Consider the following 21,711-nt stretch of genomic DNA (forward strand, 5'->3'; position numbering starts at 1 on the left):
ACCGATTGACGCCGCGCAAGGCCGCATGGACAAACTCCCCCTACAAAGCGCTACCCCAGGGGAGGCCCATAATGTCCGAGACCCAACTGATCGCGGTGAAGCCGGCCATTGCCGGGCACGCCCTGGTCACCGCCGATCAGCACAAGGCCATGACCGCGGCCGCCGCCGCCGACCCCGCCGGTTTCTGGGCCAAGGAGGCCGGTCGTGTCGCCTGGATGACGCCGCCGACCATCATCAAGAACACCAGCTTCACCGGCGACGTTTCGATCCGCTGGTTCGAGGACGGCATCCTCAATGCCTCCGTCTCCTGCCTCGACCGGCACCTGGCGACGCGCGGCGACCAGACCGCCATCCTCTGGGAAGGCGACGACCCCAACAGCGATGCCAAGGTCACCTACCGCGACCTGTACGAGCGGGTCTGCCGCCTCGCCAATGCGCTGCGCGACCTGGGCGTGAAGAAGGGCGACCGGGTCTGCATCTACCTGCCGATGATCGTGGAGGCGGCGGTCGCCATGCTGGCCTGCGCCCGGGTCGGCGCCGTCCACTCCATCGTCTTCGGCGGCTTCTCCCCGGACAGCCTGGCGTCGCGCATCCAGGACAGCGAATGCACGGTGCTGATCACCGCGGATGAGGGCCGCCGCGGCGGCCGCTCCGTCGCGCTGAAGACCAATGCCGACGATGCGCTGGCGACCTGCCCCAGCATCCGCGCCGTGGTGGTGGTGAAGAATACCGGCCGGGACGTGCCGATGCAGGCCGGCCGCGACCATTGGTACGAGGCGATCACCGCCGGCCAGCCGGCGGATTGCGCGCCGGAGCCGATGGGGGCGGAGGACCCGCTCTTCATCCTGTATACCTCGGGCAGCACCGGCAAGCCGAAGGGCGTGCTGCATACCACCGGCGGCTACATGGTCTGGGCCAGCTACACCCATGAGCTGGTCTTCGACTACAAGCCGGGCGAGATCTACTGGTGCACCGCCGATGTCGGCTGGGTGACCGGCCATACCTATATCGTCTACGGCCCGCTGGCCAATGGTGCGACGACCCTGATGTTCGAGGGCGTGCCGAACTACCCCAGCGTCTCCCGCTTCTGGGAGGTGGTGGACAAGCACCAGGTGAACATCTTCTACACCGCGCCGACCGCTATCCGCGCCCTGATGCGCGACGGCGAGGCGCCGGTGCAGAAGACCAGCCGCAAATCTCTGCGGATCCTAGGCAGCGTGGGCGAGCCGATCAATCCGGAAGCCTGGCTCTGGTACTACCGCGTGGTCGGCGACAGCCGCTGCCCGATCGTCGATACCTGGTGGCAGACCGAGACCGGCGGCATCCTGATCTCCCCCCTCCCCGGCGCGGTGGACCAGAAGCCCGGCTCCGCCACCCTGCCGCTGCCCGGCGTGCTGCCGGCGCTGGTGGATGGCGAGGGCAACCGGCTGGAGGGCGCGACCGAGGGCAACCTCGTCATCCTCGATAGCTGGCCGGGCCAGGCGCGCACGGTCTATGGCGACCACGAGCGCTTCATCCAGACCTACTTCTCGACCTTTCCCGGCACCTACTTCACCGGCGACGGGGCGCGGCGGGATGCCGACGGTTACTGGTGGATCACCGGCCGGGTGGATGACGTCATCAATGTCTCCGGCCACCGCATGGGCACCGCCGAGATCGAGAGCGCGCTGGTCGCCCACCCGAAGGTGGCGGAGGCCGCCGTGGTCGGCATGCCGCACGACCTCAAGGGCCAGGGCATCTACTGCTACGTGACCTTGAAGACCGGCGAGGAGCCGACCGAGGCGCTGCGCAAGGAGCTCGTCGCCTGGGTGCGGAAGGAGATCGGGCCGATCGCCTCCCCGGATGCCATCCAATGGGCGCCGGGCCTGCCCAAGACCCGCTCCGGCAAGATCATGCGCCGCATCCTGCGCAAGATCGCGGCGAACGAGACCGAGGCCTTGGGCGATACCAGCACCCTGGCCGATCCCGGCGTGGTGACGGAGCTGGTCGCCAACCGCGTCGGCTGAGGGGAACGGGGCGTGAATCGCGGCGCGGTCACGCCCAAAAATGAGTCCTTGGAATCAATATGATGGTCCGAGTCGCTGGAACGAATCGCTGACGCGCGACTCGGACCGGGCAAAAAGCCTTCCGCCACAAGCGCTTGTGGGTCTCGGGCCCGGACTCCCACAAGCCCGTTCGCCATCCGGTCCCGCGCCCCGTCCGAGTCGCGGCCCGGCGCAACGGGCGGCCGTGGCCTGAAAAGGCACCTCCCCGGGCCGGCCGGGGGCGCGTAGCCTCGGCGGCAAAACGGGGGGACGTCATGCAACCGAAATTCCGGGCGGGCCGCTGGCTCGCGCTGCTGCTGGCATTGGCCGGCCCGGCCGCGGCGCAGGACTGGCCCGGGCACCCGATCCAGCTGGTGAACCCCTATCCCGCGGGCAGCACCACGGACCTGCTGGCCCGCGCCCTGGCGCCCGGCCTCGCCGCCCGGCTGGGGCAGCCGGTGGTGGTGGTAAACCGGGATGGCGCGGCCGGCAGTGTCGGCATCGCCGCCGTCGCCCGGGCGGCGCCGGATGGCTATACCCTCAGCTTCAGCGCCACCACGCCGCTCATCGTCAACCCGCTGATGCGCAGCGATACCGGCTACCGGCCGGAGGCGCTGGAGGGCATCTGCCAGACCTACGACCATGCCTTCGCCATCGTCGTCGCGCCCGGGTCCCCGCTGCGCAGCCTGACGGAGCTGCTCGCCGCGGCCCGTGCCCGCGGCAGCCTGCAATACGGCCACCTCGGCACCGGCTCGATCCAGCACCTGGCCGGGGCCTCGCTGGCCCAGGCGGCAGGGGTGGAACTGGAGCCGGTGGTCTATCGCGGCGACGGGCCGGTGGTGCTGGACGTGACGGCCGGGCGCATCGACTTCGGCATCACCGTCGCCGCCTTCGCCGTCGGCCAGCCGGTCCGCGCCATCGCCATCATCGCCAATGACCGCTCCCCGGGCTTTCCCGAGGTGCCGACCCTGCGGGAAAGCGGCTTCGATGTCGCCGTCAGCAGCTATGGCGGATTGCTGGCGCCGGCCGGCCTGCCGGAGCCGATCCTCGCCCGGCTGGAGGCCGCCTGCGCCGGGGCGGTGACGGACGAGGCCTATGCCGCGATGGCCCGCCGCACCCTGCAGCCGGCCAATCACACGCTGGGCCGCGCAGCCTTCGCCGAGCGCATGCGGCGCGATGCCAGCGACAAGGCCGCGCTGCTGCGCCGCATCGGGCTGCTGCAGTGATACGGTGCGATGATGGCGGGCGGGCGGGCGGCGTTTCGGGCGTTACATTGGCGATGATAACCTATCGGTAACTGATGCCCGATAAGCCTACCCGAACAGAATGCTGCATTCGTTTGTGTCAGAGACAGTTTTCTTACTGTGCTCATCTTGTTCGACATGGTCGATATGATTGTCGAACAAAATCTGCGTGTCGGTCGGTCGTCCAACTGTCATGATCTGCTGCTCAGAGGGGTATAGCAGGCCATGATGTTTCGATTTACTGGTTCGATGCCCTTGACGTGAGGTATGCTGCAACTGCACAAAGGCGTGGTGTTCGCTCGGCGGAATGCCGCCCGTGAGATCTCATCTCCGATGTTCGATGATGGCTACGCGACGGATGGCGATAACGGGGGCATCATGACGACTTTTGTTGATATGCCTCAGACGAAGGCTGCAGATGCTGCCGGCTTGCGGCACGGGCGTCGCTGAGCAGTCGCCGAGCCGATGAATGCCCTCCCCGCCCCGACCGACCTCGACCTGCATGGTGTCCTGACGGCGCTGGGACAGGAGGCCGCGGAACTGGTGTCGCAGCCGCTGCGGCCGGTTTCCGAGAATCTTGCAGGCTACGTCGAGACTCTCTGGGCCGAGCGGCCCGGCGTCATCTGGCTCACCGGCTGGGTCCGGCGGGATGCGGGGCAGGAATTCGCGGTGGTGCTCGCGGATCGGCGGAAATACGCCGGGGCCGTCGCGCTGGCCTGCTACGAACGCCCCGATCTGCCGGCCAATGCGCATGCCTTCGTCGGCCTGCTGCAGAGCGATTGGCAGCCCAGCCCGGAAACCACCGACCTCTTCGTCTTCATCGGGCCGGAGCTGAAGCAGTTCATCCGCAGCGTCAGCCCGCTGCGCCAGCAGGATGGCCCGGCCTTCGCGGCCGAATTCGGCCGCGTCCAGGCGCTGTGCCATGCCGGCCGGGTCAATGCCCTGCGCGGCGCGCTGCTCAACGGGCAAAGCTGGCTGCCGGATACCTCGGCGCTGTCCGGCGCCACGGTGAAGGCGGCGGCGGATGAGATCCTGGCGCTGCCCGGCTTCGGCTGCTTCGTCCAGGGCTGGCTGCTGAGCCCGACGAAGCGCCTCGTGCGGCTTTCGGTGAAGCTGGCCGACCGCGTACTGCACAGCATTCCCGGCGGCCTCTACTTCCTGCCGCGGCCGGACCTCGGCAATGCCGCGCCGAACATGCCCGGCCTGCTGGACCGCGCCGGCTTCGTCGCTGTGCTGACCGGTCCGCTGCAGCCGGAGGATCTGGTCGCGCCGGTCCTCAAGGCCTGGTTCTCCGACGGCACCTCGGTGAATTTCTCGCTGGACCCGATGGCGGTGCGCCGGCTTGGCCATGCGACCAGCTACGACGCGGCGCTGCGCCTGTTTCCCGCGCTGACGAGCGAGACCTTCTTCGAAGGCTGCGCCCGCGCCATCCGCCACGAGGTCATCGGTCGCCTGGCCGCGTCGCAGCCGCTCGGCCGCATCGTCACGGCGGAGCGCACCATCATCGCGGTGCTGCCGGCGCATGCCTCCGACGCCCGGCTGATGGTGGACCAGCTCGCCGCCAACCTGCGTGGCCGCACCCCGGCACCCGCGGTGGCGCTGATCGCGGAACAGGGCGCCGCCCGCGCGCAACTGCCGCTGCTGGCCGACTGGGTGCGCCATGCCACCGGCCTGCCCTGCGCCACCTTCACCGTCGAGGATGCCGGCCGGCCCTTCTTCGCGCTCGCCGGTATCCTCGACATGCTCGGCGCGACGCGCTTCATGTTCCTCGGTGCCGGCGCCTTCCCGAATGCGGCCGCCTGGACCCAGGGCCTCGACATCTTGTCCGGCTGCGACGGGGAGCTTGCGGTCATCACCGCCCCCCAGGGCGCCACGCTGGCCGGGATGGTCTGGACCACCGCCGCCTTCAAGGCACACATGGCCGACGTCGGCGCGCCGATCGGCTCGACCCATGCCGAGGGCATCCTGCGGCGCCGCAAGCGGCAGGCCGGCACCGCCCGGATCACCTCCGCCGGCGGCCGGCTGGACCAGCTGCTCGAACGGGTGGATGCCGCCACCATGGCCGAGGACCGGCAGTCATGAGCCTGGAGCTGGACCCGCGCCTGCAGGCGCTGCTGCCGATCGCCATCATCTCCCATGCGCATCCTTCCATCTCGAAGGGCGGTGCGGAGATCGCCGCGCATACGCTGTTCCTCGGCTTGCAGAAGCTCGGGATTCCGGTGGTCTTCATCGCCGCGGTGCCGCTTCATCTGCGGGACCGGCTGGACCTGCGGGCGGATGAGTATGCGGTCTTCTACGACCCGGCCACCTACGACCATCTCTACCAGCTCGGGGATGCTTCCTCGCTGGCGCAGCTGCGCGGCATCCTGGCGGAGACCGGGGCGAAGCTGCTCAACTTCCACCACTTCCTGAATTTCGGGATCAATGCCCTGCGCGACCTGTCGCGGGAGCCCGATCTGCGAACCGTCGTCACGCTGCATGAGTTCCTGTCGATCTGCCACAATCACGGGCAGATGGTGACCCGGCCGCAGCAGGGCCTCTGCAATGCCGCCTCCGACAATGCCTGCGGCGCCTGCTTCCCCGAGCTGGGCTGGCGGCGCATGGGCCTGCGGGCGGATCTCTTCCGGGATAGCTTCTCGGCGGTGGATTTCTTCATTTCGCCCAGCCAGTTCCTGGTCGACCGCTTCGTCGGCTGGGGGCTGCCGGCCGTCCGCATGGGCGTCATCGAGAATGGCCTGGCCCGCGCCATTCCCGAGAAACGACCGGCGAGAACCGGCGAAACGGCCAAGACCTGGGTCTTCGGTTACTTCGGCCAGGTGACGCCCTTCAAGGGCGTGGACGTCCTGCTGGATGCGGCCGCGCGACTGGCCACCATGCCGTCCGTCGCCGAACGCATCGACATCCGCATCAACGGCAACCTTGTCGGCATTTCAGACAACTTCGGCAAGAAGCTGGAGGAATTGACCGCCGCATTGCCGTTCCTGCGGTTTCTCGGGCCGTATGAGAATAGCGGCGTGCTCGATCTCATGGCAGAATGTGATTACGTGCTGACCCCCAGCGTCTGGTGGGAAAACTCGCCGGTCGTGATCCAGGAAGCCTATGCCGCGGGCCGGCCGGTGATCTGCACCGGCATCGGCGGCATGGCCGAAAAGGTCAGGGACGGTATTTCCGGCCTGCATTTCCGCCGGGGTGACGCCGCGGATCTGGCCCGGGTCATCGCCGGTGCGGCCGATGAGGCCGCCTACGCCAAACTATTACAAAATATTCCCGAGCCCTACGATACTACGGAAATGGCAAGGCGGTATCTGTCCGCCTACGCCGATGCGACGAAACCCGATTCGATGAAATCCGAGCCTGATATTGTCGCCGTAAAGCCATCAGTGCCCGGCACGATACTTGCTCGAGGTCAGTCCAGAAAACGCGGCCAATAAACTGTATTCAATCGACGGAGTCATGACGTGATCAAAGGTGCGATCGAAGAAGTTACACCACAACTGGTATCCGGCTGGATCTATTCCAAGCTGTCGCCGCTGCGGGACGCGCTCATCCTGGCCTTCTCGGATGGTGTCTGCATCGGCACCGGGCGCGTCGACCGCTTCCGCCAGGATCTGGCGGATGCCGGGCTGGACGACGGCTACCTCGGCTACAGCTTCAGCATCAGCCTGCCGGACGGGGCCGACGTCGCCTCCGTCGTGGTGCGCCTCGATGGCTCGGAAGCGGTGCTGCTGCAGCGCACCAGCCGCGTCGGCGGGCAGGAGACGGGCAACCGGCTCAAGGAGCTCAGCGTCGATGACATGTTGCGTCGCATTCGCTGGCTGCGCCGTCGCAACATCATCGCCGGCACCGAATACGACTTCCTGCGCGGCCTCGCCCGCTTCGGCGTCTATGAGGTGCCGCTCGACCTGAATCCCGCGATGCCGCAGCAATCGCCGGAGGAAACCGCCGCCATCCTCGGCAAGAAGCTGCTCGAACTCACGGTCCTCAACGAGGTCACGCTGAAGTCCGATCGCGTCAGCGAAGTGGACAACATGCTGCAGGCGATCCGCAACGGCGCCGATCCGTCGAGCGGCGTGAACCATGTCATCCTCTGGAGCCCGGTGCAGACCCGGGTCGGGGTGGTCGAGGGCGGTCATCTCAGCGGCAATGGCATCACCGATGCCGCCGGCGCCGTGGATTATCACCTGGACCCGTCGAACCTGCTGGTGCTGCACAGCGGCTGCGCCGTGGTGCCGCGTCCGGGCGGCGTCTATCGCTCGCTGCTGGTGATGAGCGGCACCGCCGGCGCCGATGTCGCCGAGCCGGGCCCGGCCCGGCTGGCCGAGGATGTCCGCCCCGTGCCGGTGCCGGTGCCGGCCCGCGCCGTCGCCGCGCGCCGCTGATCCAGGCGCTTCGGGAAACGACCGGCCGCTTCTCCTCCGGGGCGGCCGGGCGATCCCATCGTTTCCTGCAGGTCGAGGTTGCTTCCTTGCACGTGCCCAGGTCTTCGATTCCCGCATGCGCGCCATGATCCTGGCCGCATCCTTCAGTTAGGGCTGCATATCCATGAAGGCGCAGGTTCAGGCTGTCGTATTCGACTGCGACGGCGTTCTGCTGGCATCGAACCGGCTGAAGACCGCGATCTTCCAGCAGGTCCTCGATGCCTCGGGCTTCTCGGAAGGCGACATCCGCCGCTTCAGCAAGTTCCAGCAGGCCAATTTCGGTATGTCCCGCTACCGGCTGTTTGATGCCCTGCTGGCCTGGCCGGACCTCGAGCCGCGGCCCGAGACGACGCGCGACACCCTCTGCGCGGCCTATGGCAAGGCGCTCTATTCCCGCTACGTCCGCTGCCCCTCCACCCCTGGCATGCTGGACGTCATCCGCGGCCTCGCCGAGGCCGGCATGCCGCTCTACGTGGTTTCCGGCTCGGATGGGGCGGAGCTGAATGCGGTCTTCGCCGAGCGCGGCCTGGCCAAGTGGTTCCGTGCCATCCATGGCTCGCCGGCGACGAAGGCCGACAACCTCGCGCTCGTCGCCGCGCATCTCGGCATCCAGGCGCCGATGCGGGACGTGGTCTTCGTCGGCGATGCCGAGGCCGACTGGAAGGCCGCCGAAGCGACCGGCTGCCGCTTCGTCTATGCCGACCATTTCTCCACCGCCAAGCCACGCATGCGGGCCCTGGCCGCGGAGATCGGCTTCCCCCGGATCCGCGACCTCCGCGAGCTTTCGCCCCAGTTATAAGGTGACGACGTCCGATGCCCGTAATCGCCTTCCTGCCTTGCCGCGCCGGCAGCCAGCGGGTTCCCCACAAGAATACCCGCCCCTTCGCCGACCGGCCCGACGGGCTGCTCGGCATCAAGCTGGAACAGCTCCTCGCCTGCACGGCGATCGACGAGGTCATCCTCTCGACCAACGACGAGGCGGTCATCGCCATCGCCCAGCCCTGGCTGCAGGCGCATCGAGGCCGCATGCGGCTGGATCGCCGGCCGGACCACCTCTGCGCCTCCTCCACCCGGACGGACGACGTCATCGAATACGTGCCGAGCATCGTCCCCGATGGCGACGTGCTCTGGACCCATGTGACCTCGCCCTTCTTCGGGGCCGAGGATTATGCCGCCGCCATCGCCGCCTATCGGGCCGCGCGCGCCGCCGGCACGCATGACAGCCTGCTCGGCGTGACGGAGCTGAAGACCTTCATCTGGAACGGCGAGGGCCGCCCGATCAACTACGACCGGGCGCAGGAGAAGTGGCCGCGCACCCAGACGCTGACGCCGCTGTACGAGGTGAACAGCGCCATCTTCATCGCCCCCGTCCCCGTCTACCGGGCCTGCGACGACCGGGTCGGCGAGCGGCCGCTGATCTACAGCATCCCCAAGGACAAGACGGTCGACGTCGATTGGGAGGAGGATTTCGTCATCGCCGCGGAGCTCTGGCGCATCCGCAAGGAAGCGCACGCGGTCTGAGGCAAAGGCCGGGGCGGCTGGGCTGCCCCGGCCTCAGAGCCGGACGAAGCTGGCGGCCACCGCCAGCAGCAGCGCCGGCGGCATGACCAGCGCGCCGAGGCGCAGGAATTGCCAGGCCGTCACCACATGCCCCTCGCGCCGCAGCGCGATGAGCCAGAGGATGGTCGCCAGCGACCCGGTCACCGAAAGGTTGGGCCCGAGGTCGACGCCGATCAGCACCGCCGCCCGCACCGCCTCCGGCACCTGCGCCAGTTCCACCACCCGCCCTGCCACCAGCCCGGCCGGCAGGTTGTTCACCAGGTTGCTGCCGAAGCCGGTGACCAGCGCCGCCACCCAGCCGGCCAGCGGCACGGAATGCTGCACCTGCCCCGCCAGCAGCCGGGCCAGCGCGGCGGTGACGCCGGTCCGCTCCAGCGCCTCCACCAGCACGAAGAGCCCCGCCACCAGCGGCAGCACGCCCCAGGCGATGCCGCGCGCCACCGCCAGCGGCCCGCAGTCCGACCGCAGCAGCACCAGCCCCGTGGCGGCCAGGCCGGCGACAAAGGTCGGCAGCCCCAGCGGCCAGTCCCAGGCGGAAGCCAGCAGCAGCACGCAAGCCGTCCCGGCGATGCCCAGCGCCGCCATGCGCCCGCCCGCCGAGAGCGCCGGCACCGCGATATCGGAGACCACCGGCGCCCGCAGCGCCGCCCGCTGGGTCAGCCGGAGCATCCCATAGGTGGCGAGGATCGCCGCCAGCGAGGGCAGCGCATAGCGCGGCAGCCAGTCCAGCAGGGGCGGCATCTGGCTGCCGTAGATGACGAGATTGGCCGGATTGGAGATCGGCAGCACGAAGCTCGCCGCATTGGCGATGAAGGCGCAGGCCAGAAGATAGGGCAACGGGTGCTTCGCCTGCGCGGCCCGGACCACGGCCGCCACCGCCGGCGTCAGCACCACCGCCGTCGCATCGTTGGAGAGGAAGACGGTCACCAGCGTGCCCACGCCGAAGACCAGGGTGAAGAGCCGCGTCGCGGAGCCCTTGGCGAGCCGCGCGGCGCGGGCGGCCAGCCAGTCGAACAGCCCCTCCTGCCGGGCGAGCTCGGCCAGCAGCATCATGCCGATGAGGAAGAGATAGACATCGGTGCCGCGGGCGACGCCGGCCAGCGCCGCCGCCACCGGCAGCAGCCCCAGCAGCACCAGCAGCGCCGCGCCCGTCACCGCCCAGACGTATTCCGGCCAGGCGAAGGGCCGCAGGATCACCCCGGCCGTGGCGGCCGCGACGATGCTCCAGGTGGTCCAGGGCGAAGCCGCCAGGGTGGCGATCAGGGCGGCGATCATTCGGCCGGGCCGGCCGCCAGGGCCCCGGCTGCCGGCGCGTCGTGCGGGGCGGTCTCCGGCATCAGCCACCAGAACAGCAACCCGCCGCAGACCGCCAGCGCCCCCAGGGTCAGGAAGGCGGCGTCATAGCCCGCCTGCACCGTGATGACCCCGGCCACCGCATTGCTGACCGAGGCGCCGATGCCCGAGGCGGTGGCGATGGCCCCGAGGCTGACGTTGAAATGGCCGCTGCCCTTGGTCAGGTCGGCGACGATCACCGGGAACAGCGCCCCGAAGAGCCCGGCCCCGACGCCATCCATGGTCTGCACCGCCAGCAGCCACCAGGCATCGTCGGAGACGGTATAGAGCAGCCCGCGCAGCGCCAGCACGGCGAAGCCGGCGAGGAAGAGCGGCTTGCGCCCCCAGAGGTCGGCCCGGCGGCCCACCAGCATCGCCATCGGCACCATGACCAGCTGCGCGCCGACGATGCAGAGCGAGAGCATCGCCGTGCCCCGGTTCAGGTCCTGCTGCGCCAGCTTCTGCCCGACCAGCGGCAGCATGGCGGCATTGGCGAAGTGGAAGAGCGCGACGCAGACGGCGAAGACCAGCAGCGGCCGGTTGGCGAGCAGCGCCCGCCAGGCCGAGGGCTGCTCGCCCCGCGGTGCCCCGGCCGCCAGGCCGCGCGCCACGTCGTGGTCGATCGCCTCGCCCGGGATGGCGAGCACCGAGACGAGGCTCGCCGCCGCCATCAGGCCGAGCAGCACGAAGACCGCGATCGGCCCGTACCAGAGCGACAGTCCCCCGGCGGCGGCGGCGGCGAAGGCATTGCCGGCATGGTTCCAGGCCTCGTTGCGGCCGGTCCGGCGGGTGAAGGCGGCATGGCCGAACAGGCCGAGGGTGATGGCCACCACCACCGGCGGGAACACCGCGGAGGCGGCGCCGCTGGCCACCTGCGCCGCGGCCACCGGCCAGAAGCCCGGCCAGAGCGGGATGACCAGGCAGACCCCGGCGACCACCACCGCCGCGACCGCGACCAGGGCCCGCTTGGCCCGCAGCGCATCCACCAGCGCCCCCGCCGGCGTCTGCGCCAGCAGCCCGGCGATGCCGGCGATGGAGAGCACCAGCCCGGTGCTCGCCTGGTCCCAGTGATGCACCGCCAGCAGATAGACCGCGAGGTAGGGGCCCAGCCCGTCGCGCACATCGGCGAGGAAGAAATTCAACGCGTCGAGTGCGCGGTTCTGACGCATGGCGGCCGGTCTCCGTGATCCTGACGGGCAAGATCGTGGACGGAACGCGATCGTTCCCGGCATTGTCACGATATCGTTGCGACGATCCGCTGCCGGCTGCCGAACGGATGGCAGCCCTGTCATGCCAGGGCAGGCTCAGGCGGCGATGGCGGGGGCCAGCCTGCGGTCGGCGATCTCCTGGATGGCGAGCATCAGCCGGGGCGAGAGCCCGGCCCGCAGGATCTCATGCAGCGGCGACTTGACCTGCGCGAGGTCGAGGGTGTCGGACTCGTTCATCTGCGGCTCCGGCTTCGGCTCCAGCAGGCCGATCCGGCCGAGCGCGACGAAGCAGGTGCGCGAGGCCTTGCAGACATTCAGCAGGTCGCCGAGCACCCAGATGTTCCGCATGACATCCTGGGAGATCGCGCATTTCGGGAATGCCATGACGCCGCGCTCCAGCGTCTCCCGCGCCAGATCGCGCTGGCCCTCGGCGGTCAGCAGCAGGCCATGGATCAGGCAGGCATTCACCAGGTTCAGCGCGCTGACCGGGGAGATGGTGACATGGTCCGTCTGCGCCGCCGCCAGGCCGAAGAGCCGCGTCGCATCCGCCAGCCGGTCCTGGCAGATGGACAGCAGGCCGCAGACCGTGGCCAGCGACACCGTCCAGCGCACCAGGGTCCAGTTCGGGGTGCTGGTCCTGGCCAGTTCCGCCGCCCCTTCCTCGACCACCCGCAGGCCTTCCTCGCAGATCCAGCCCATCAGCTCGCGGTCGTTGTCGTCGAAGCTGCGGAAATTCTTCTCCAGCAGGCGATGCGCCGGGATGGTCAGGGAGGCGGCGCGCACGTCGAAATCGGTGAAGCGGCCATAGGCGGACATGGCGCCCAGCAGCAGCAGCGTCGGGTCCTTGTAGCGGCGATGGTGCAGCTGGATCTTGTTGAAGAAGTCGTCCCGCGTCGGCAGGGCCAGGGCTTCGAGCAGGTCGCCCGCGACCTTGGTGACGGGGCAGCGGAAGGGCGGCGCGCCGCTCTCGCTGCCGACCACCACGCCGAATTCGCGCTGGCGGCGCAGCTTCCACAGCGGCAGCCGGGTCGGGCCATACTGTAGCGGGGCACCATGGGCCACCGGCGGCATCTGCAGGGCCATGATCGTCATCTTGCCGAGGTAGAGGCGCAGCTTCGCACCGGCCAGGGCTGGCGGCATCCGGGTGATGGTGACCCGGAATTCCGCGGCATCGTCGTCCGGCACCAGCTCCGAGGAGACTGTCAGGGTGCTCGCCAGGGCTGATTCGATCTCTGAATCCGCCATGGTTTCTAAAGACATGAATGAGACCCTTTTGCCGGCCGGTTGCCACCAAGCATCAACGCCTTGTATCGCTGGCCTGCCAGCTTGCGCAACCTTTGCGATGCAACAGCCACCGGCTTGATCGCTACCGCTTCCGCCGGCGACACTAACCATGCCGCGGCGGCACTCTCCGCAACAGTATGCGCGGTGAAGAAAGGCTGCGGATGCTTCGGCGCGTCTCGCAGGACTGGTCAATTCCACCGGCCCGACCGGCATCACCGCTATCGCAAGCGGCAACGGCTCTTGCTGGCAAAACATTATGAGACATAAATGTTCCAGCAACCAAAGGAGGCCGGTCCTTCGACCGGCCTCGTTCTTTCCTAGACGTCCAGGTTGGCCACCTTCAGCGCATTGTCCACGATGAAGGCCCGCCGCGGCTCCACCACATCGCCCATCAGGGTCGAGAAGACCGTCTCGGCATCCTCCACGTCGGTCACCCGCACCCGCAGCAGGGTCCGCACCGTCGGGTCCAGCGTGGTCTTCCAGAGCTGCTCCGGGTTCATCTCCCCGAGGCCCTTGAAGCGCTGGATGGTCAGCCCCTTGCGGCCCTGCATCAGGATCCGCTCGAAGGCCATGACCGGCCCCTGGACGGTGGCGCTGGTGCTGTCCAGCATCAGCGTGGCATCGGTGCCAAATTCCTGCGCCAGGATGCCGCGGCGCTCATCCAGCCAGCGCGCCTCGGCGCTGCGCAGCGCCGTCGGGTTCAGCATGTGCCGCTCGGTCACGCCGCGGACGACGCGGGACAGGATCAGCCCATCGGCATCGGCCGTGGCCTTCCAGCCCTTCTCGTTCGGCAGCGCCAGCGCATCCAGCCGCTGCGCCAGCACCTGCGCCGCCGCCAAGGCCCGCTCCGGCTCCAGGGTCAGCGCCCCGGCGACGGCCGCCTGCTCGACGATCTCGCTCGGCACGGTGGCCGCCAGCCGCCGCACCCGGCTGGTGACCTGGCGCAGCACCTCCATCTCGGCCCGCAGCTCGGCCCCGGCCAAATCCCGCCCATCGGCCAGCCGCAGGGTGGCGCCCGACAGCGCCTTCTCCAGCAGGAAGTCCTCCAGCGCCCGGTCGTCCTTCAGGTAGCGCTCGTCGTTGCCCCGCTTGGCCCGGTAGAGCGGCGGCTGGGCGATGTAGAGGTGCCCGCGCTCGATCAGCTCGGGCATCTGCCGGAAGAAGAAGGTCAGCAGCAGGGTGCGGATATGGCTGCCGTCCACGTCGGCGTCCGTCATGATGACGATGCGGTGGTAGCGCAGCTTGTTCGGGTCGAACCCGCCCCGCGCCGGCTCCCCGGGCCCGATGCCGGTGCCGAGCGCGGTGATCAGCGTGCCGATCTCCGCGCTGGACAGCATCTTGTCCATCCGCGCCCGCTCGACGTTCAGGATCTTGCCCTTGAGCGGCAGGATCGCCTGCTGGACGCGGTTGCGCCCCTGCTTGGCGGAGCCGCCGGCGCTGTCACCCTCGACGAGGAAGAGCTCGCACTTGGACGGGTCCTTTTCCTGGCAATCGGCCAGCTTGCCCGGCAGCGTGCTGAACTCGAGCGCGTTCTTGCGGCCGACCTTGTCCCGCGCCAGCTGCGCCGCCTTCCGCGCCGCGGCCGAGAGCACCACCTGCTCGAGGACGGTCTTGGCCTCCTTCGGATGGGTCTCGAACCAGTGGCTGAGGGCATCGGCGACGGCGACATGGACCACCGGCTGCACCTCGGACGAAACCAGCTTGTCCTTGGTCTGGGAGGAGAATTTCGGGTCCGGCACCTTCACTGAGATGACCGCGGTCAGGCCCTCCCGCATGTCGTCGCCGATCAGCTCGACCTTCTCCTTCTTCGCCAGATCCTCGGCGTATTTCATCACCACGCGGGTCAGCGCCTGGCGGAAGCCGGCCTGGTGGGTGCCGCCGTCGCGCTGGGGGATGTTGTTGGTGAAGCACAGCGCCACCTCGCGCGGGCTGTTGTTCCACCACATCGCCAGCTCGACCTTGATGCCCTCGACCTCCTTGCTGACGGCGGCGATCGGCGGCCGGAACAGCGGTTCCTTGCCCTGGTCGAGGTATTCCACATAGGCGGTCAGCCCGCCGCGGAATTGGAAGAAGACCTCCGCCGCCGGCACGTGCCGGTCGTCCTTCAGGGCGATCGCCAGGCCGGAGTTGAGGAAGGCCAGCTCCCGCAGCCGCCGCTCCAGCACCGCGAATTCGTACTCCACCTTGGTGAAGGTGGCGCTGCTCGGCTTGTAGGTGACCTCGGTGCCCTTGCGCTCGGGCGAGGGGCCGACGATCCGCAGCGGGTCGGTCGCCACGCCATGCTCGAAGCGGATGAAGTGCTCGATCCCGTTGCGCCAGATCTTCACCTCCATCCATTCGGACAGGGCGTTCACCACCGCGGCGCCGACGCCGTGCAACCCGCCGGAGACCTTGTAGGAGTTCTGGTTGAACTTGCCGCCGGCATGCAGGCGGGTCAGCACCACCTCGGCGGCGGAGACCCCCTCCTCCTCATGCATGTCGACCGGGATGCCGCGGCCGTCATCCCGCACGGTGACGCTGCCGTCGCCGTTCAGGGTGACCTCGACCCGGGTGGCATAGCCGGCCTGGGCCTCGTCGACCGAGTTGTCGATGATCTCGAAGGCCATGTGGTGCAGGCCAGAGCCGTCATCGGTATCGCCGATGTACATGCCGGGCCGCTTGCGGACGGCGTCGAGGCCCTTCAGGACCGTAATGGATGCGCTGTTGTAATCGGCCCCGTTCTGCTGAGCCGCGGTCGGCTCGAGCTCGGAAGGGGTGGATTCGGCGCGCGCGGCGTCATCACTCATGCCGGCGGCAAACTCCTCGTGCGATCGCTATGGGGACAGCCCGTTATATAGGGATTCAGAGGCCCCGAGGCATCGCTAAATCGCTATCCGGAACGAGTTCTCCGGGGGTGGCGCGGAAGGCCTCTGCAATGCCGGCAAGGGGCCGGAATACAGCCCCGTCCGTGCCGGTCAGGAAGGCCTGGGCAGGAAGGGCAGCCAGGGCGGCGAACAGGGCCTCCCGCCGCCGCTGGTCGAGGTGGGCGGCGACCTCGTCCAGCAGCAGCAGCGGGGCGAAGCCGCGCGCCGCGGCGATCAGCCCGGCATGGGCCAGCACCACCGCCACCAGCAGCGCCTTCTGCTCCCCGGTCGAGCACAGCGCCGCCGGCAGGGCCTTGGGCACATGGGTGAATAGCAGGTCGGCCCGGTGCGGGCCCTCCACCGCGCCACCGGCCGCGGCATCGCGCCGCCGGTTCGCGGCCCAGCTTGCCCGCCAGTCCTCCTCCACCGCCAGCGCCGGGGCGGTATCCAGGGCGGTGGCGACGGCGCAGTGCAGGGCCAGATGGGCAGCGGGGAAGGCGCCGGTGATGCCGCCTTCCAGGGTGGCGTTCAGCCGGCCGACCAGGCCGCGGCGGGCGGCGGCGGCGGCCACCCCATGCCGGGCCATGGCATCCTCCAGCGCCGCCAGCCATTGCGGGTCCACCCGGCCTTCCCGCCTTTCCTGGGCCAGCAGCCGGTTGCGCTGGGCCATGGCATTCTCATAGGCGGCGACTTCCCGGGCGTGATGCGGCTCCAGCGCCCAGACCAGGCGGTCGAGGAAGTGGCGGCGGTCGCTGGCGCCATCCTGGAACAGCCGGTCCATCTGCGGGGTCAGCCAGACGGTGGCGACGCGCTCCGCCAATTCGGACTGGCGGCGCACCGGCTCGCCGTCCAGCCGGAAGACCCGGCGCTCCGGGGGACCGCCTTCAGGCGTGCCGGTGCCGATATCGAAGCCTGACCATGGCTCGCTCTCGAAGCGCCCGGCCGCCGCCCAGGGCAGCGGCGCCCCGTCCTGGCGCCGGCCCAGCTCGGCCGTCCGCGCCCCGCGCAGCCCGCGTCCGGGGCCGAGCAGGCTGATCGCCTCCAGCAGGTTGGTCTTGCCGACCCCATTCTCCCCGGACACCACGACGATGCGGGCGTTGAAGGGTACGGTCAGCGCCGGGTAGCTGCGGAAGTCCCGCAGCATCAGCCGGGTGAGCAGCAGGGCGGGAGCCAGGGGGACAGGCAGCGCCATCAGCGCAGCCAGCCCCCTTGGCCGCCCCCCTGTCCGCCCAGATCAGCCCTCTTCGTCGCGGTCGCCTTCGACCTCGATTTCCTCGCCGATCGCATCGGCCTCGTCCTCAAGCTCCTCGGCGTCCTCGACCGTCTCATCGGCCTCCACGTCCTCCAGCTCCACCTCGTCGGAATCGGCCTCCGGCGTGGTCGCACGCTTCTTCACCTTGTCCTCGGCCGGCAGGGAGCCGGCGGACCGGCGCAGCCGCGGCTGCTCGGCCGGCTGCTCGGTGCCGCATTTCGGGCAGATCGCCGGGGCGCGGGTCAGGTCGTAGAATTTCGTGCTGCAAGCGACGCAGACACGCTTGAGGCCCAGTTCGGGCTTGGCCATGGGGGAAGCCTCATGCTTTGGATCCCGCCCGGGCGCAGGATACGGACGAAGGCTGCGGTTCGGGCGGGAAAAAGGGTGCAGCGCATTGCCACGGGGCGGCGGCCCATGTCAAACGCCCTCATCCTTGAAGGCCTGGCCATGGTTCACTCCGCTTCCGTCACGCCGCTGCGTGCCCGCGCCCCCGCCGCGCCGCTCTCGGGCACCCACCGGGTGCCGGGGGACAAGTCCATCAGCCACCGCGCGCTGATGTTCGGGGCCCTGGCCATCGGCACCACCGAGATCACCGGCCTGCTGGAAGGCGAGGATGTGCTGCGCACCGCCGCCGCCATGCGGGCGCTCGGCGCCACGGTGGAGCAGACGGGCGCCGGCGCCTGGCGCGTCTCCGGCCGCGGGGTCGGCGGGCTGGTGGAGCCGGCCGATGTGCTGGACATGGGCAATTCCGGCACCGCCGCCCGGCTGCTCTGCGGCCTGCTGGCCGGCCACCCGATCTTCGCGGTGATGACCGGCGATGCCTCGCTGCGGCGCCGCCCCATGTTGCGGGTGACGGTGCCGCTGGCCGCCGCCGGCGCGACCTTCTGGACGCGGGAGGGCGGCCGCCTGCCGCTCGCGGTCCAGGGCGCGGCGGAGGCCATGCCGCTCGACTACCGGCTGCCGGTCGCCTCGGCCCAGGTGAAATCCGCCTGCCTGCTGGCCGGGCTCTGTGCCCGCGGCACCACCCGGGTGGTCGAGCCGGAGCCGACCCGCGACCATACCGAGAACATGCTGCGCCACTTCGGCGCGACGGTCCGGGTCGAGGACACGTCCGAGGGCCGGGTGGTCGAGCTGGAGGGACAGCCGGAGCTGGTCGCCGCCCCCATCCTGGTCCCCGGCGACCCGTCCTCCGCCGCCTTCCTCCTGGTCGGCGCCCTGCTGGTCCCGGGCAGCCGGCTGACCATCGCCAATGTCGGGCTGAATCCGCTGCGCACCGGGCTCTTCACCACCCTGCGCGAGATGGGCGCGGCGCTGACCATCGAGAATGCCCGCACCGAGGGCGGCGAGCCGGTCGGCGACCTGGTGGCCGAATACGGCCCGCTCCGCGCGGTGGACGTCCCCGCCGGCCGGGCCCCGAGCATGATCGACGAATACCCCATCCTGGCGGTCGCCGCCGCCACCGCGACCGGCACCACCCGCATGCGCGGCCTGGCGGAGCTGCGGGTGAAGGAAAGCGACCGCCTGGCCGCCACCGCCGCCATGCTGGCCGCCAACGGCATCGAGGCGACGATCGAGGGCGATGACCTGCTGGTCCATGGCCAGGGCGGGCCGATCCCCGGCGGCGGGCTGGTCGCCACCCATATGGACCACCGCCTGGCGATGAGCGCGCTGATCATGGGCCTCGCCGCCCGGGCGCCGGTCCGGGTCGATGATGCCGGCTTCATCGAAACGAGCTTCCCCGGCTTCGCGGAATTGGTGAACCTGGCCGCCGGCGGTGACGCCATCGGGAGCCTGTGATGAACGCGCTGGTCATTGCCGTGGATGGGCCGGCCGCCGCCGGCAAGGGGACCCTGGCGCGCCGGCTGGCCGCCGAACTGGGCCTGCCCTACCTGGATACCGGCCTGCTGTACCGCGCCACCGGCCGCCGCGTGCTGGATGCGGCGGGCGACCCGCGCGATGCGGCGACCGCCGCCGCCGCCGCCAGCGCCCTGACGCCGGAAGACCTGGCCCGCGGCGACCTGCGCGGGCCGGAGGCCGACAAGGCCGCCAGCGCCGTCGCCGCCATCCCCGCCGTCCGCGCCGCCCTGCTGGACTGGCAGCGCGGCTTCGGCCGCCGCCATGGCGCGGTGCTGGATGGCCGGGACATCGGCACAGTGGTCTTCCCGGACGCCCCGGTGAAGCTCTTCGTCACCGCCAGCCCGGAGGAGCGCGCCCGCCGCCGCTGGCTGGAACTGCAGGCCAAGGGCGCCACCGCCGCGCTGGAGGTGGTGGCCGCCGAACTCGCCGCGCGGGACGAGCAGGACCGCCAGCGCGCCACCGCCCCGCTGAAACCGGCCGAGGATGCGACGGTGCTGGACACCACGACGATGGACGCCGAAGCGGCGTTTTCCGCCGCCATGGCGCTGGTCCGGTCGAGGCTTGGCGGGCCGGTTTGATTCCGCTTGACGAGCATCCGGTGAAAGCCTAGCCAACCTCGGCTGCGAGCCTTGCGAGGCTCGTGGCGCCTGCGGTTGCGCTGGCAGCGTCACGGCTTCGTGGTGTCGCTCGCGCTGCCTGAGGGCCGGAACCGGGTGGGCCGATACGCCGCCCAGGCACCAGGGTCGCAAGGCGATTGAACCGGTCCCCCAGGGAAATCCCATGGGGAGGTTCCGCCACCCGATCACGTCGTGTCCAGCCCAAGGGATTCAATCCCTCGGTTGGGGGCGCAGGACCACCGCCCATAGCTTTTGGGCAGTTCGGGACAGACAGAACGCATGGCATCCGCCACAGCCCTCGCGCCAAGCGCGGGGATCGAAGACTTTGCTGCAATGCTCGACGAGACCCTCGGCGCCGATACCGGCTTCGCGGGCTCCGTTGTCACCGGCCGCGTCATCCGCGTCGATGACGACTTCGCCGTCGTCGATGTCGGGCTGAAGAGCGAGGGGCGCGTCCCCCTCAAGGAATTCGCCCCGCCGGGGCAGAAGCCGGAAGTGAAGCCCGGCGACGTGATCGAGCTTTTCGTCGAGCGCTACGAGGACCGTGACGGCTCCATCGTGCTCTCGCGCGAGAAGGCCCGCCGCGAGGAAGCCTGGACCAACCTGGAGAAGGCCTATACGGCCAACCAGCGCGTCAATGGCGTGATCTTCGGGCGCGTGAAGGGTGGCTTCACCGTCGATCTCGGCGGCGCGGTCGCCTTCCTGCCGGGCAGCCAGGTCGACATCCGCCCGGTGCGCGACGTCGGTCCGCTCATGGGCAGCCCGCAGCCCTTCCAGATCCTCAAGATGGACCGCGCCCGCGGCAACATCGTGGTCAGCCGCCGCGCGGTGCTGGAGGAGACGCGCGCCGAGCAGCGCTCGGAGCTCATCCAGGGCCTGAAGGAAGGCATGATCCTCGACGGCGTGGTCAAGAACATCACCGACTACGGTGCCTTCGTGGACCTCGGCGGCGTCGACGGCCTGCTGCACGTGACCGACATCGCCTGGCGCCGGATCAACCATCCGTCCGAGGCGCTGAACATCGGCCAGCCGGTGAAGGTGCAGGTCATCCGCTTCAACTCGGAGACCCAGCGCATCAGCCTCGGCATGAAGCAGCTGATGGCCGATCCGTGGGATGGCGTCGCCATCAAGTACCCGGTGCAGGGCAAGTTCAGCGGCCGCGTCACCAACATCACCGACTACGGCGCCTTCGTGGAGCTGGAGCCAGGGGTCGAGGGTCTCGTGCACGTCAGCGAGATGTCCTGGACCAAGAAGAACGTCCATCCGGGCAAGATCGTCGCCACGTCGCAGGAAGTCGACGTCCTCATCCTGGACGTGGACGAGCCGAAGCGCCGCATCTCGCTGGGCCTCAAGCAGGCGCAGGGCAATCCCTGGGAAGTCTTCCAGGAAGCCAACCCGCCCGGCTCCGTGGTCGAGGGCGAGATCCGCAACATCACCGAGTTCGGCCTGTTCATCGGCATCGGCCCGGACATCGACGGCATGGTCCACATGTCCGACCTGTCCTGGGACACCGCCGGCGAAGCCGCGATGGCGAACTTCAACAAGGGCGACATCATCAAGGCGAAGGTCCTCGATGTCGACGTGGAGAAGGAGCGCATCTCGCTCGGCGTCAAGCAGCTCGAGGCCGATCCGGCCGCCGAAGTGCTCGACAAGGTCCGCAAGGGCGACGTCGTGACCTGCATCGTCACCCAGGTGCAGGCCAACGGCATCGAAGTGCGGGTCGAGGACGTGCTCACTGGCTTCATCCGCCGCGCCGAGTTGGCGCGTGACCGTGGCGACCAGCGCCCCGACAAGTTCGCCGTGGGCGAGAAGGTCGATGCGAAGGTCACCGCCGTGGATCGCGCCGCCCGTCGCCTGGCCCTGACCATCAAGGGCAAGGAGATCGAGGAGGAGCGCGAGGCGATGAAGGAATACGGCTCGACCGACAGTGGCGCCTCGCTGGGCGACATTCTCGGCGCGGCCATCCGCCGCCGCCGCGAGCAGGCCGGCGAGGAGTAGGACCCGGCTCGCCGCAAGGCGGGACGGACCAGGGCCGGCGGGGGCAACCCCGCCGGCCTTTTTTTATGCGTGCA

Annotated in this window: 16 protein-coding genes; 10 read left to right on the forward strand and 6 right to left on the reverse strand. The window is 69.6% G+C overall.

All coding sequences use genetic code 11. The features are described 5' to 3' along the window. The first annotated feature begins 71 nt into the window (after nt 1-71). The 7 genes from acs to AC0IW9_RS14430 all read left to right on the forward strand — a co-directional run bounded on the left by acs (nt 72) and on the right by AC0IW9_RS14430 (nt 9,207). On the forward strand, nt 72-2,006 hold the full coding sequence (gene acs / locus AC0IW9_RS14400) for an acetate--CoA ligase (RefSeq protein ID WP_471648954.1): 1,935 nt from the start codon (nt 72-74) through the stop codon (nt 2,004-2,006). A gap of 293 nt (nt 2,007-2,299) precedes the next feature. Further along, the gene (locus tag AC0IW9_RS14405) at nt 2,300-3,250 is read left to right on the forward strand and encodes a tripartite tricarboxylate transporter substrate binding protein (protein WP_471648955.1); all 951 of its coding nucleotides are present in this window, start codon (nt 2,300-2,302) and stop codon (nt 3,248-3,250) included. Nucleotides 3,251-3,733: 483 nt separating this feature from the next. Next, entirely contained in the window at nt 3,734-5,350 is a 1,617-nt protein-coding gene (locus AC0IW9_RS14410) for a hypothetical protein (protein WP_471648956.1), read from the forward strand. Continuing rightward, nucleotides 5,347-6,699: a glycosyltransferase family 4 protein gene (locus AC0IW9_RS14415; RefSeq protein ID WP_471648957.1), complete on the forward strand. Its 1,353-nt coding sequence runs from the start codon at nt 5,347-5,349 to the stop codon at nt 6,697-6,699. The genes AC0IW9_RS14410 and AC0IW9_RS14415 overlap by 4 nt, the downstream gene beginning before the upstream one ends. A gap of 27 nt (nt 6,700-6,726) precedes the next feature. Next, entirely contained in the window at nt 6,727-7,647 is a 921-nt protein-coding gene (locus AC0IW9_RS14420) for a hypothetical protein (RefSeq protein WP_471648958.1), read from the forward strand. A 163-nt stretch (nt 7,648-7,810) separates the two neighbouring features. After that, complete coding sequence (locus AC0IW9_RS14425) at nt 7,811-8,485, forward strand: HAD family hydrolase (protein ID WP_471648959.1); 675 nt, start codon at nt 7,811-7,813, stop codon at nt 8,483-8,485. Nucleotides 8,486-8,499: 14 nt separating this feature from the next. Beyond that, nucleotides 8,500-9,207, forward strand: coding sequence for an acylneuraminate cytidylyltransferase family protein (locus AC0IW9_RS14430; protein ID WP_471648960.1), 708 nt, complete (start codon nt 8,500-8,502; stop codon nt 9,205-9,207). A 33-nt stretch (nt 9,208-9,240) separates the two neighbouring features. Here AC0IW9_RS14430 and AC0IW9_RS14435 read toward each other — a convergent pair whose 3' ends face one another. The 6 genes from AC0IW9_RS14435 to AC0IW9_RS14460 form a co-directional block, all read right to left on the reverse strand. Beyond that, a complete protein-coding gene (locus tag AC0IW9_RS14435) occupies nt 9,241-10,521 on the reverse strand; it encodes an arsenic transporter (protein ID WP_471648961.1) in 1,281 nt (426 codons plus the stop codon). Continuing rightward, nucleotides 10,518-11,747, reverse strand: coding sequence for an MFS transporter (locus AC0IW9_RS14440; RefSeq protein WP_471648962.1), 1,230 nt, complete (start codon nt 11,745-11,747; stop codon nt 10,518-10,520). Before AC0IW9_RS14440 ends, AC0IW9_RS14435 begins: the two co-directional genes overlap by 4 nt. 135 nt (nt 11,748-11,882) lie before the next feature. Then, nucleotides 11,883-13,046, reverse strand: coding sequence for a hypothetical protein (locus AC0IW9_RS14445; RefSeq protein ID WP_471648963.1), 1,164 nt, complete (start codon nt 13,044-13,046; stop codon nt 11,883-11,885). 341 nt (nt 13,047-13,387) lie between these two features. After that, nucleotides 13,388-15,856 (reverse strand): DNA topoisomerase (ATP-hydrolyzing) subunit B, encoded by a 2,469-nt coding sequence (gyrB, locus tag AC0IW9_RS14450; RefSeq protein ID WP_471648964.1) that lies wholly within the window; start codon nt 15,854-15,856, stop codon nt 13,388-13,390. Nucleotides 15,857-15,911: 55 nt separating this feature from the next. After that, nucleotides 15,912-17,105, reverse strand: coding sequence for a DNA replication/repair protein RecF (gene recF / locus AC0IW9_RS14455; protein WP_471648965.1), 1,194 nt, complete (start codon nt 17,103-17,105; stop codon nt 15,912-15,914). Nucleotides 17,106-17,147: 42 nt separating this feature from the next. Beyond that, entirely contained in the window at nt 17,148-17,474 is a 327-nt protein-coding gene (locus tag AC0IW9_RS14460) for a TIGR02300 family protein (RefSeq protein ID WP_471648966.1), read from the reverse strand. Nucleotides 17,475-17,612: 138 nt separating this feature from the next. Between AC0IW9_RS14460 and aroA the strand changes: the two genes are divergently transcribed. The 3 genes from aroA (at nt 17,613) to rpsA (ending at nt 21,637) form a co-directional block, all read left to right on the forward strand. Then, entirely contained in the window at nt 17,613-18,962 is a 1,350-nt protein-coding gene (aroA, locus tag AC0IW9_RS14465) for a 3-phosphoshikimate 1-carboxyvinyltransferase (protein WP_471648992.1), read from the forward strand. Then, nucleotides 18,962-19,600 (forward strand): (d)CMP kinase, encoded by a 639-nt coding sequence (gene cmk / locus AC0IW9_RS14470; RefSeq protein WP_471648967.1) that lies wholly within the window; start codon nt 18,962-18,964, stop codon nt 19,598-19,600. Before aroA ends, cmk begins: the two co-directional genes overlap by 1 nt. A 318-nt stretch (nt 19,601-19,918) precedes the next feature. Continuing rightward, nucleotides 19,919-21,637 (forward strand): 30S ribosomal protein S1, encoded by a 1,719-nt coding sequence (gene rpsA / locus AC0IW9_RS14475; RefSeq protein WP_471648968.1) that lies wholly within the window; start codon nt 19,919-19,921, stop codon nt 21,635-21,637. Nucleotides 21,638-21,711 lie beyond the last annotated feature (74 nt).

The organism is Belnapia sp. AC561 (genome assembly GCF_979252845.1).